General features: G+C 45.5%; 10 protein-coding genes. 8 read left to right on the top strand and 2 right to left on the bottom strand.

Going from position 1 to position 12,471, the window contains the following annotated elements; genetic code table 11:
- Nucleotides 1-6 precede the first annotated feature (6 nt).
- The 6 genes from L1D23_RS06410 to rlmM all read left to right on the top strand — a co-directional run bounded on the left by L1D23_RS06410 (nt 7) and on the right by rlmM (nt 5,948).
- A complete protein-coding gene (locus L1D23_RS06410) occupies nt 7-957 on the top strand; it encodes a flagellar motor protein MotB (protein ID WP_239838312.1) in 951 nt (316 codons plus the stop codon).
- A 146-nt stretch (nt 958-1,103) separates the two neighbouring features.
- Nucleotides 1,104-2,552, top strand: a complete 1,449-nt coding sequence (gene thiI / locus L1D23_RS06405; RefSeq protein WP_239864908.1) for a tRNA uracil 4-sulfurtransferase ThiI — start codon at nt 1,104-1,106, stop codon at nt 2,550-2,552.
- A gap of 395 nt (nt 2,553-2,947) precedes the next feature.
- Nucleotides 2,948-3,856 (top strand): transcriptional regulator GcvA, encoded by a 909-nt coding sequence (locus L1D23_RS06400; RefSeq protein ID WP_239864907.1) that lies wholly within the window; start codon nt 2,948-2,950, stop codon nt 3,854-3,856.
- Nucleotides 3,849-4,472, top strand: coding sequence for an alpha/beta fold hydrolase (locus tag L1D23_RS06395; RefSeq protein WP_239864906.1), 624 nt, complete (start codon nt 3,849-3,851; stop codon nt 4,470-4,472). Before L1D23_RS06400 ends, L1D23_RS06395 begins: the two co-directional genes overlap by 8 nt.
- Nucleotides 4,462-4,860 carry a DUF423 domain-containing protein gene (locus tag L1D23_RS06390; RefSeq protein WP_239838453.1) on the top strand — a complete coding sequence of 133 codons (399 nt, stop codon included), beginning with the start codon at nt 4,462-4,464 and terminating at the stop codon, nt 4,858-4,860. Before L1D23_RS06395 ends, L1D23_RS06390 begins: the two co-directional genes overlap by 11 nt.
- Nucleotides 4,857-5,948, top strand: coding sequence for a 23S rRNA (cytidine(2498)-2'-O)-methyltransferase RlmM (gene rlmM, locus L1D23_RS06385; protein ID WP_239864905.1), 1,092 nt, complete (start codon nt 4,857-4,859; stop codon nt 5,946-5,948). The genes L1D23_RS06390 and rlmM overlap by 4 nt, the downstream gene beginning before the upstream one ends.
- 142 nt (nt 5,949-6,090) lie before the next feature.
- Here the strand turns inward: rlmM and L1D23_RS06380 are convergent, their stop codons facing one another.
- Complete coding sequence (locus L1D23_RS06380; protein ID WP_239864903.1) at nt 6,091-6,534, bottom strand: DUF411 domain-containing protein; 444 nt, start codon at nt 6,532-6,534, stop codon at nt 6,091-6,093.
- A gap of 8 nt (nt 6,535-6,542) precedes the next feature.
- Nucleotides 6,543-9,239 carry a copper-translocating P-type ATPase gene (locus L1D23_RS06375; protein WP_239864902.1) on the bottom strand — a complete coding sequence of 899 codons (2,697 nt, stop codon included), beginning with the start codon at nt 9,237-9,239 and terminating at the stop codon, nt 6,543-6,545.
- 323 nt (nt 9,240-9,562) lie between these two features.
- On the opposite strand from L1D23_RS06375, the gene gltX reads away from it, so the two are divergent.
- Nucleotides 9,563-10,990, top strand: a complete 1,428-nt coding sequence (gene gltX, locus L1D23_RS06370; protein WP_239864900.1) for a glutamate--tRNA ligase — start codon at nt 9,563-9,565, stop codon at nt 10,988-10,990.
- A gap of 318 nt (nt 10,991-11,308) precedes the next feature.
- Nucleotides 11,309-12,274, top strand: coding sequence for an OmpA family protein (locus L1D23_RS06365; protein ID WP_239864899.1), 966 nt, complete (start codon nt 11,309-11,311; stop codon nt 12,272-12,274).
- The last annotated feature ends 197 nt before the right edge of the window (nt 12,275-12,471 follow it).

Raw genomic sequence — 12,471 nt, 5'->3', positions numbered from 1 at the left:
GCAGGTATGGATGAAGAAGAACCAAAATGCCCGCCCCCCGGCTTACCGTTATGGATGGGAACATTTGCTGACTTAATGTCACTGTTGATGTGCTTCTTCGTACTTCTGTTGTCGTTTTCTGAGATGGACGTACTGAAGTTCAAGCAGATTGCGGGCTCAATGAAATTCGCCTTTGGTGTCCAGAACCGATTGGAAGTCAAGGACATTCCTAAAGGGACCAGTATCATTGCTCAGGAATTTAGACCCGGGCGCCCTGAGCCTACGCCGATAGATGTCATCATGCAGCAAACCATAGATATCACACAGCAGACGTTAGAGTTTCACGAAGGGGAATCAGACCGTGCTGGTGGTACGCAGCGAGACAAAGGCAAGCAAACGGGTGGTAAATCGCCGGATACGTCTACCCAGGATAATCAGAACTCAGAGTCCGATCGTGAGCAGCAGCAATCTGCTGAGATGTCTGAAGAGCTCGAAACCTTAATGGAGAGCATTAAGAAAGCTTTGGAGCGAGAGATCGAACAAGGTGCGATTGAAGTTGAGAACTTGGGTCAGCAGATCGATATTCGTATTCGCGAGAAAGGAGCATTTCCAGAAGGCTCAGCCTTTTTACAGCCTAAGTTCCGTCCTCTGGTTCGTCAGATCGCTGATCTAGTGAAGGATATTCCGGGCATCGTGAGAGTCTCAGGCCACACAGATAACCAGAGAATTGATTCTGAACTTTACCGCTCCAATTGGGACTTATCGGCTCAGCGTGCGGTGTCCGTAGCACAAGAGATGGAAAAGGTGCGTGGGTTCTCTCATCAACGCCTACAAGTACGTGGAATGGCGGATACCCAGCCGTTAGGACCGAACATTACTGAAGCTCAGCGTTCGCGCAATAGACGAGTTGAAATCAGTATTATGCAGGGTGAACCTCTCTATAGTGATGAAGTACCGTCTCTACCCAATGCTAACTAATGAAAAAGGCGAGCAAAATGCTCGCCTTTTTTATGGTCTTTCATTCATGTATAATCTTGCGCCCTTAGACTGCAGAGCTCGTCGAAAAGTACGAAGCCATCTGGAATAGCTCCAATCTGCGAAACTGTTAACTTGTGAAGTGACTTATGAAATTTATCGTCAAGCCCCATCCAGAAATTTTTGTGAAAAGTGAATCGGTACGTAAACGCTTCACCAAGATTCTTGAGTGTAACATTCGCAATATTATCCAGAGTCGTACCGAATCGGTTGCTGTGTTTAACCGTCGTGACCATATTGAAGTTACTTCTGAATCAGACACTTACTACAAAGAAACCGTCGAAGTGCTGACTCAAACACCGGGCATTCATCATGTGCTGGAAGTGCAGCAGTCAGAATTTAAAGATTTACACGATATCTTCGAGCAAGTGCTTGAATTGAATCGCCCTAACCTAGAAGGCAAAACCTTTGTGGTGCGAGCAAAGCGTCGTGGTAAGCATGATTTCACGTCGATCGAGTTAGAACGTTACGTGGGTGGTGGCCTAAATCAAGCGATTGAAACAGCGAGTGTCAAACTACGCAACCCAGATGTAGCGGTGAAAGTGGAAGTGGCAAATGACAAGCTAAACCAAGTGATCAAACGTCACAAAGGGCTTGGCGGCTTCCCTCTTGGTACGCAAGAGGATGTATTGAGCCTGATTTCTGGTGGCTTCGACTCTGGTGTATCCAGTTATCTGCACATCAAACGTGGTTCAAAAGTTCATTACTGTTTCTTCAACTTGGGCGGTCCTGCGCATGAGATTGGTGTTAAGCAGGTTTCTCATTATTTGTGGAATAAGTACGGATCGTCAGCAAAAGTACGCTTCATTTCTGTAGATTTTGAGCCGGTTGTGGCTGAAATTCTTGAGAAGGTAGATGATGGTCAGATGGGAGTGATCCTCAAGCGCATGTTTATGCGTGCTGCTGGGATGATAGCTGAGAAGTTTGGCATTCAGGCGTTGGTGACGGGTGAAGCTTTAGGTCAGGTTTCAAGCCAGACTCTAACTAACCTGCGTCATATTGATAATGTGACGGATACTTTGATTCTGCGTCCACTGATTAACTGGGATAAAGAAGATATTATCAACCTTGCGCGAGATATTGGTACTGAAGACTTTGCGAAAACAATGCCGGAATATTGTGGTGTTATTTCTAAGAAGCCGACAGTGAAAGCGGTAAAAGCGAAGTTGGACGCTGAAGAAGAGAAGTTTGACTTTGATATTTTAGAGCAAGTGGTGCGTGATGCTCGTCAGATGGACATTCGTGATATTGCCAAAGAGTCTGAACAAGCCGCGCCAGAAGTTGAACAGGTTCAAGCTGTTGAACAGCACGCGATCGTATTGGATATCCGCAGCCCGGAAGAAGAGGAAGACAATCCACTTGAAATTGAAGGTGTGGATGTCAAACATATTCCTTTCTACAAACTAGGTACTCAGTTTGGCGATTTAGATCAGTCTAAAACGTATCTGCTCTATTGTGATCGTGGTGTGATGAGCCGATTACAGGCGCTGTACCTGCAAGAGCAAGGCTTTAATAACGTTAAAGTATATCGCCCTTAAAATAGGCAGAGAACATCATAAAAGCGCAAACCGTTAATTCGGTTTGCGCTTTTTTGTATGGCTCGATGATGATCTGACATGTTCTCTGAATTCAGCAGATAAAAAAACACCGCCAAAAGGCGGTGCTAAACAATTTGACAGACAGGTCAAAATAAATACAGGAAGTATGTGTTCCGCTCTAGCTAGAGAGGCGAAACGTGGTAGAAACCTACCTAACTCGAAATACGAGTTTGCAAACACAACATCGCAACAATATGCCAATTGATTCTGATAAAGAATCAAGCCGTTCTGGCTCTTGCTGCGTGGTGAAATATAGAATTTCTCTGGTCGTCAGGCAATGGACATTTTATAATGTTTCAGATTAAAAAAACTAATCCAATTTATGGAAGGACACTATGTCTAGAAGATTGCCACCTTTGAACTCTCTGAAAGTGTTTGAAGCCGCAGCGCGTCATTTGAGTTTTACTAGAGCAGCTGAGGAGTTATTTGTGACTCAGGCTGCAGTTAGCCATCAAATCAAGGCGTTAGAGGAGTTTCTTGGCTTGAAACTCTTCAGGCGACGTAACCGTTCTCTGCTGCTGACTGAGGAAGGCCAGAGCTACTTTTTGGACATTAAAGATATTTTCACCTCTCTTGCTGAAGCGACAGACAAAGTATTGGAGCGCAGCGAGAAAGGCGCGCTGACCATCAGTCTGCCACCGAGCTTTGCGATTCAATGGCTAGTTCCACGCTTGGCGGACTTCAATCAGCAGGAACCTGACATTGATGTGCGTATCAAAGCGGTGGATATGGATGAAGGCTCATTGACTGACGATGTGGATGTGGCGATTTACTATGGGCGTGGCAATTGGCCGGGCTTACGTGCGGACAAATTGTATCAGGAATTTCTTATTCCACTCTGCTCGCCATCTTTATTACTGAGCAATAAACCATTAGAAACTCTAAGTGATCTTAAGCAACATACGTTACTTCACGATACTTCGCGAAAAGACTGGAAGCAGTTTGCGAAAGAACACGGTATTGAAGGGATTAACGTCAATCACGGGCCTATATTCAGCCACTCGACGATGGTGTTACAAGCTGCGGCACACGGACAGGGAGTCGCGTTAGGTAACAATGTGCTTGCTCAGCCAGAAATGGAAGCTGGTCGATTGATTGCACCATTTGATGAAGTTCTTATCACTAAGAATGCTTTTTACGTGGTGTGCCATGATAAGCAGGCGGATATGGGGCGTATTGCCACATTCCGTGACTGGATGCTTGCCAAGGCACAAAGTGAGCAAGAGGAATTGTTGGATGACTGATTTCCTAATTGATGGTGAGCAAGGCAACCCTGTTTTTATTTTTGCTCACGGTGCGGGAGCCGGTATGGATCATGATTTTATGACGGCGGTAGCGAAAGGGTTAGCGAAGAAAGGGATTCAAGTTGTTCGTTTTAACTTCCCATATATGGTTAAACGTGCTGAAGATGGTAAACGCCGCCCGCCAGATCGAGCGCCTAAGCTTTTGGAAGCGTATCAGGCTGTGATTGCCAAGTTTTCTGATGTACCAGTTGTTATTGGTGGGAAATCCATGGGCGGGCGCATGGCTAGCTTGCTGGCTGAAGACGGTAATGTGGCAGCGATTGCCTGTTTAGGCTTTCCTTTTCATCCTCCGGGTAAACCCGAAAATTACAAAGGCGAGCATCTGGCGACGCTCAATAAGCCATGTTTAATCCTTCAAGGGGAGAGGGATACTTTTGGTAAGCAAGATGAGTTTAAAGGTTTCGCTCTCTCAGATGACATCAAGGTGACATTTATCCCTGATGGCGATCATAGTTTCAAACCTAGAAAGAGCTCAGGTCATACTGAAGCGGGCAATATCGCTCTGGCGGTTGAGTATTTAGCTGATTTTATATTGGAGAGCTATGGTGAAAAGTAAGCAGTTACTTACCGTTGGTGGATTATTTGCCGGAGTAGGCGTTGCACTCGGCGCTTTTGCCGCTCACGGGTTAAAGCAATCACTATCACCTTATTTACTGGATGTCTTTAATACAGGCGTTCAGTATCAGTTTATTCATGCTCTAGCGATTTTACTTTGTGGAGTCTTACTCAGGATAGGCATGGCTGAGAAAGCGCAAAAATATTTCGCCCTTGCCGCAAATTGCTTTATCATCGGCATCTTTTGTTTTAGTGGCAGCCTCTACGCCCTTGCATTAACCGGAATCAAATGGTTTGGACCTATTACTCCATTTGGTGGTTTAACCTTTATGCTTGGCTGGGGACTGTTTGTTTTCGCAGCGTTACAGATTAAAGAGGTGAATCAGTGAAACACTTAATGCTCTACTGCCGAGCTGGTTTTGAAAAAGAGTGTGCTGGAGAGATTCAGGATCGCGCTACCCAACTTGAAGTGTTTGGCTTCCCTCGTTTAAAGAACAATACTGGTTACGTATTATTTGAATGTTATCAACTGGGCGATGCGGAGCGTCTGGTTAAAGAGCTCGACTTCAAGTCACTGATCTTTGCTCGTCAGATGTTTGCCGTTGCAGTGGAGATTAAAGACCTTCCTCGTGAAGATCGTATTTCTCCTATTTTAGAGGAGCTCAGTGAGGTTGAATCTTTCCCGCGCTGTGGCGATATCCGCATTGAAACACCAGATACCAACGAAGCGAAAGAGCTGCTTAAGTTTTGTCGTAAATTCACGGTTCCTATGCGCCAGGCCATGCGCGGCAAAGGCATTTTGCTGCCAAAAGATAGCCCGAAGAAGCCAGTGTTACACCTCTGTTTTGTTGCACCGGGGCATTGTTTTGTAGGCTACTCGTTGCCAAGCAATAACTCTCAGTTTTTTATGGGAATCCCTCGTCTAAAGTTCCCTGCGGATGCACCAAGCCGTTCGACACTTAAATTGGAAGAAGCTTTCCATGTTTTCATTCCGCGTGAGGAGTGGGATGAGCGCCTGGCTCCTGGTATGTGGGGAGTGGATCTGGGGGCGTGTCCTGGTGGATGGACATACCAACTAGTTAAGCGTTCTATGTTCGTTCATGCAGTCGATAACGGCATGATGGCCGATAGCCTGATGGAAACGGGGCAGGTTAAACATCATCAGGAAGACGGCTTTAAATTCGAGCCAGCACGTAAAAATGTCACTTGGCTTATCTGTGATATGGTCGAAAAACCATCACGCGTTGCGCAGTTGATGGGAGAGTGGATTATTAGTGGTTGGGCCAAAGAAGCCTTGTTCAATCTCAAACTGCCGATGAAGGGGCGTTATGACGAAGTATTAGAAGATATTGAAAATCTTAAGCTATTTCTGATTGAGAACAAAGTGAAGTTCAAGCTGCAAGCTAAGCACCTTTATCACGATCGTGAAGAAATTACCGTCCACGTGCAGTGCCTATCAAACATTTCACCACGATAGAATATCCCGTAGTATCACGCCACTCGTTTAAAGAGTGGCGTTTCCAATCCCAAAGCGAATGAGATGTTCGATCGTATTCTTCGCTGCTCAATTCATCCCGTATAATTGAAAGGCACCGGATGACACTCCTAAAAACACGCTACTACTGATTTCCCGGGTAAGAGCGATACTCAAACACCTGCCCACTGTCGTTGAAGGCATATACCGAATAGGCATCTTTTTCATTGCCGTATTCCATACCTGGAGAGCCCATCGGCATCCCCGGGACGGCCAAGCCTTTTGCATTTTTAGGTGGGTTTTCTAAAAAGGCTTTGATGTCTTGTGCTGGAACGTGGCCTTCAAACACATAGCCGTTAATTTCCGCGGTATGGCAGGAGGCCAGTTGTGGGGTCACGCCCAGTTTCTGTTTTATAGGGTTCATATCATCGTGTAACTTTTCTTCAACGGTAAACCCTGCTTCCTGCATGTGTTTTGTCCATTCTGTGCAACAACCACAATATGGTGACTTATGGTTTAGCACGTCAGCGGCTAGCGCGTGACTAGATAAAAGAACAAGGGATGCAAAGGAGATAACTTTTGTTTTCATAAACACCTCTATGAGTGAAGAGAAGATTTAAAGAGTCTTAATCGGTTAGCATTGCTGACAACCGTGATTGATGACAGTGCCATAGCAGCGCCAGCCACGACTGGACTCAATAAGAACCCGAATGCGGGGTACAGTACCCCAGCCGCAACTGGAATACCTAAAGAGTTATAAATGAAGGCACCAAATAAATTCTGTTTCATGTTTTTAATGGTTGCTTTGGAGAGTTCAATCGCTTTTACAACCACCAAAGGAGATGAATTGAGCAATGTCATTTGCGCACTCTCAATGGCCACGTCACTTCCACTGCCCATCGCAATGCCAATGTCTGCAAGAGCAAGTGCAGGAGCGTCATTGACGCCGTCACCTATCATCGCAACCCGTTTTCTGTTCGCTTGAAGCTGCGTTATGTGCCCAGCTTTTTCATCAGGCAATACTTGCGCGATAACCTTCTGAATACCTAACTGATTCGCAATTGCTTGAGCGACATGTTGGTTATCGCCCGTTAACATTACCGGTGTAATCTTCATCTTGATTAAGGCTTCAATGGCTTGCTTCGCGTCTTCTTTGATAGGGTCGGCGATGGCGATTAAACCTGTAGCTTTGCCTTGTTGAGTAACAATAACCGGTGTCCAAGCTTTGTTTACACACAGCTCAAGAGTCGCTTGTAATTTATCGAGATTTATCTGCTGCTCCTGAGCGTAAGGAAGTGAAATCACAGCGACATCTTCATCTCGTATTTTTCCAGTGACGCCTTTCCCGCGCATGTTGTGAAAACCTTCAACCTCAGTCAGCTTAAGCTGAAGATCTTGAGCTTGTTTTACAATGGCTTTTGCCAATGGGTGTTCTGAGTATTGCTCTATGCTAGCGGCGGTCATCAGCAAGCGATTCTCGTCTTGGTTGAGTGAGTAGACATGGTGTACTTCGGGCTTACCTTGTGTCAGGGTTCCCGTTTTATCAAACACAACGGTATCGATCTGGCTTGCCGATTGCAGCACATCGGCATCTTTGATCAATATGCCCATTTCAGCGGCTTTACCAATACCAACGGTCACTGAAAGCGGCGTGGCTAATCCGAGCGCGCAAGGGCATGCGATAATGAGAACTGTGGTTGTGACAACCAACATATAGCTGGCTTTCGGCTCAGGTCCGATCATGAACCATATCAGTGCGGAGAAAAGAGCAATTGCAACAACGACGGGAACAAACACCGCTGAGATTTGATCCGCTAGCTTGGCGAGAGCAGGCTTACTGCTTTGTGCCTCTCGGACCATGGTAATGATGCGCGATAGCATAGTATTGCTGCCGACACCGGTCGCTTCGATGACTAAACTACCATCTTGGTTTAATGTACCGGCAGAAATGGTATCGCCATTTTGTTTGTAAACGGGTATGGGCTCACCGGTCAGCATGGATTCATCTATGTACGACGTGCCGGACACGACTTGACCATCAATGGGGGCTTTTTCACCGGGTTTAATTCGGAGTTGCATACCTTCGGTGATCTGCTCGATGGCAATGATTTGATCCCCTGATTCCGTTATTAATGTGGCCTTATTTGGTTGAAGGTTGATCAAAGCTTGTAATGAGCGAGTTGTCTTGGCTTTCGCTTTTGCTTCAATGTAATGACCTAGGGATATAAGGCCCACAATCATCGCACTGGCTTCAAAATAGACGTGCCTTGATGCAGCGGGAAACCACTGTGGAAATAGCACGACAAGCATTGAAAATAACCAAGCGGCTCCAGTGCCAAGCGCGACTAAGGTATCCATGGTCGCTCGTTTGTGCACTAATGCTTGCCAGGCATTAGTGAAAAAGCTCCGCCCAGCCGTCGCAAGTAGCCAGAAACAGAGCGCTCCGATCCCCCCCCAAGCCAGTTGATCCTGAGCGGTTCTAATCATCATGTTACCACCGAGTACCCCCCATAACATGAGTGGTACACCGAGCATAATGCCAGCCAAAGCACTTCTTTTATGGTGGGCCTGTAGCGCATTTTGCTGAGCTGCTTGCTTTTCTTGTTGAGTGCTTGGATCGTCGATGAGTTCCGCCTGATAACCCGCTTGTTGAACTGACTTGGCTAGTGCGCTGAACAGAGTACGACTTTTGTCCTCTGTAAAGACCAGAGCACTTTGCTCAGCAAGATTAACTTGAGCCTTTATGACCCCAGGAACTTGGGCGAGTGCTTTTTCTACGGAAGACACACAGCTGGCGCAGGTCATCCCTGCAATTAACAGATGAATTGTTTGTGTACCTTCTGGCGTGTTAGAGGGAGTAGAGCGAGTTTGGCTTGGAACGTGTTCAATCTCACTTTCTTCCTCTACACCAGTGTATTCACTGGCTTGGTAGCCGAGAGATTCAACCAATGCTTGTACCTGTTGTCGGGTTAAAAGCGTCGATATCGAAAGTTGAGTTTTTGCAACATCAAACTGACCGACTAATTCATGCGCTTCAAGAGCCGCTTTAACCTTTGCCACACATCGACCACAGTTCAGTCCGGATAAATGAAACGTATATTGGAATCCAGCTTGGTAACCAAGTGAGCGAATAGAGCTCTCTAATTCGGCAAAAGAACAATTGCTCTCCAGGGTGATGTGCTTTGGTGTTAAATCATGAATCGTAACTTGATACTGGGAGGTAAGCTCATGTTCAACTTTTCGGGCACACCCCATACAGCTTAACCCTGATAGTGGAATATCGAACTGACGCATAACATTACCCTCAACAAAGAACTGTTGCTGAGCATAAACCTTCCCTCAAGGGGAAGGTCAAGTGTCATTGTTCGAGAAAGACTAAAACCTTAAATAGACGCTTTATTCAGGTTATGTGATTTAGTCTGTGAGACATTCCAAATGTTTAGCTGGAAATTGGTCAAGCGAATAGACTTACTTTAAGTAAAACACCTCAGTGAATAATGAATTCTGTATAAGACGGATTGTAGATTTGCACATCAGTGCTAAAATACGCGCAATTTTGGCGCCATTCATCATCTCTATAGAGTGGTGCGGTCATTTCGACAATCAAGGTATTTTACATGACGGTTAAAACTCGTTTTGCTCCTAGCCCAACAGGCTACCTTCACGTGGGTGGTGCACGTACTGCACTTTACTCTTGGCTATACGCTAAAAACCAAGGCGGTGAATTCGTTCTGCGTATCGAAGATACTGACTTAGAACGTAACTCTCAAGAAGCAGTCGATGCCATCCTAGAAGGCATGCAGTGGATGGGGCTTGAGTGGAATGAAGGGCCTTACTTCCAGTCAAAGCGCTTTGATCGTTATAACGAGATGGTTGATAAACTCCTTGCGGAAGACAAAGCGTACAAATGTTATGCTTCTAAAGAGCTTCTCGATGAAATCCGTGCGGAGCAAGAAGCCGCTAAAGAGATGCCGCGTTATGATGCGAACCACCCAAAAATCGTTGCGGCTAATGAAGCAGCTAAAGAAGGTGACCCGTGCGTTGTCCGTTTTCGTAATCCGAAGCAGGGCAGTGTCGTCTTTGAAGACCAAATTCGTGGCCGTATCGAGATTGCTAACGATCAACTCGATGACCTTATTATCCGTCGAACAGATGGGTCTCCTACGTACAACTTCGTTGTGGTCGTCGATGACTGGGATATGGGTATCACGCATGTCGTACGTGGTGAAGATCATATCAATAATACGCCTCGTCAAATCAACATCTACGAAGCATTAGGTGCCCCAGTTCCGACGTTTGCACACTGTGCAATGATCCTAGGTGATGATGGTGCGAAACTGTCTAAGCGTCACGGTGCTGTTTCAGTCATGCAATACCGTGATGAAGGTTACCTTCCAAATGCTCTAAACAACTATCTAGTGCGTCTTGGTTGGTCTCACGGTGACCAAGAAATTTTCTCTACTGAAGAGATGATCAATCTGTTCTCTCTAAATGCGGTTTCTAAGTCAGCGTCAGCATTCAATACTGAAAAGCTACTTTGGTTGAACAACCATTACATCAAGACATCGGCTCCTGAGTACGTAGCTGAGTACCTACAATGGCACTTAGACAACCAGAACCTAAACATTGAAAACGGCCCAGCAATCACTGAAGTGATCACACTTGTTGGCGAACGTTGTAACACTCTAGTAGAACTCGCTGAGCAGATCCGCTACTTCTACGAAGACTTCTCTGAATTTGAAGCCGGCGCAGCTAAGAAACACTTACGTGGCGTCGCTAAAGGCCCACTAGAGTTGGCTCTTGCAAAAGCAGAAGCGCTAGAAGAATGGACAACGGCCAATATTAAAGAGAGCGTCATTGCTGCTGTATGTGAAGAGTTAGAGATTGGCATGGGTAAAATCGGCATGCCACTTCGCGTTGCGGTTACCGGTGGTGGTCAGTCTCCATCCGTTGATGCGGTTATGGAGCTGGTGGGTAAAGAACGTGTGCTTGCTCGCATTAAGATGGCGATAGCGTTTATCGAAGAGCGTGAAGCTAACGCATAAAAAAATGTACTTATTGCATATTAACCGCAGCTTAATGCTGCGGTTTTTTTATATTTCTATTTTTTTAAGGATAAATAAATAGCGGTCAGTACTTTTATTGGTCTGTGATTATGGTTCCAGTTTCTTATCTTAGTTGAACCGCAATAACGCAAAGTTATCTAATTAGATGAAATTAAATAAAAATTCACAAAGTTAATTGTCATTTATCTCGTTAAGGTGTAGTGTCCGCACAATTGTACGGTAACACTCTATGTGTTTGTTTTTATGTGGCTTGTCTATAGCGTCGCAAATCTAACGCGTATTAATAAGGTATGAAAAATGAAAAAATTAGCAGCGGTAGTTTCTGGCACACTTCTTCTTGCTTCAGCATCAGTGAATGCGCAATTTTATCTTGGCGCAAAAGCGGGAGCGAGTTGGGTAGATGATTTGTGCACAACAGGTGAATGTGATGATAACTCTTGGGCGCTTGGTTCATTTGTTGGCTATGAGTTCAATGACTATTTAGCCCTAGAAGCGGGCCTAGATACATTAGGTGAAACAACGGGCTCTGGTTATAAAGATGCTGGTTTGGTTTCTTATTCATTGGCGCCGCGCTTCAGCTTGCCATTAACAGAGAATGTTGATGCCTTTGCCAAAGCGGGTGGGGCTTATGTGGAGTATGGTAACAAGAGCGATAGCTCTTTCGTTGGTGGCGTTGGGCTAAGCTATAGTGTCCTGCCAAACATTGATATTCAAGTTGAGTATCAGCGCTTAACGGACATCGATATTGATACGCATGGTATTGCGGGTAATGCGGTGACACTAGGATTCACAACTAAATTTGGTGGTAGCGAACAACACACCGAGACACCCATACAAGAAGAAATGCAGGTGGAAGAAGTTGTCGAAGAAACGGTAGTGGTTCAGCCTATACTGCAAACGTTTGAATCGAAAGTGGTCTACTCGGTCAGCTTTAAATTTGATAGTGCAGAGCTGACTTCTGACAGTGAAATGGCGCTTAAAGAAGTGGCTGCTTTCATGAGCGAATATCCTCAAGCAACCGTGGATGTGGTGGGTTATGCTGACTCAGTTGGCCCAGCAGCATACAACCAAACTCTGTCTGAGCAGCGTGCTCAATCTGTAGCGGATATTATTGCAGATTATGGGGTAAACCAGTCACGTATTCACGTAGAAGGAGCGGGGGAATCCAAGCCTATCGCACCGAATGATACCCAAGAAGGGCGTATGCAGAACCGTCGTGCAGAAGTCACAATGAATGAGTTTGAATATCAAGTTCAGCCTTAAGCGCTCTGTTGATTGTAAAATTAAATCAAAGCCCTGTTTCGACAGGGCTTTGTCATATTTACGAGAAAGTAAGTCATTAGCATGCAAAAGGTGAAATTGGTCCATAAACCCATTTGTACATGTTATGAACTAAGGTGTACTGTTATTGCGACCATACTGTAACTTGATGATTGTTATTGTGTGGTGTGTTTGTTGTG

Origin of the sequence: Vibrio sp. Isolate24, assembly GCF_022398215.1 — a bacterium.
Classification (GTDB): domain Bacteria; phylum Pseudomonadota; class Gammaproteobacteria; order Enterobacterales; family Vibrionaceae; genus Vibrio; species Vibrio coralliilyticus_A.
The sequence above is the reverse complement of the archived record's forward strand: the minus strand, read 5'-3'. Positions and strand labels throughout refer to the sequence as shown.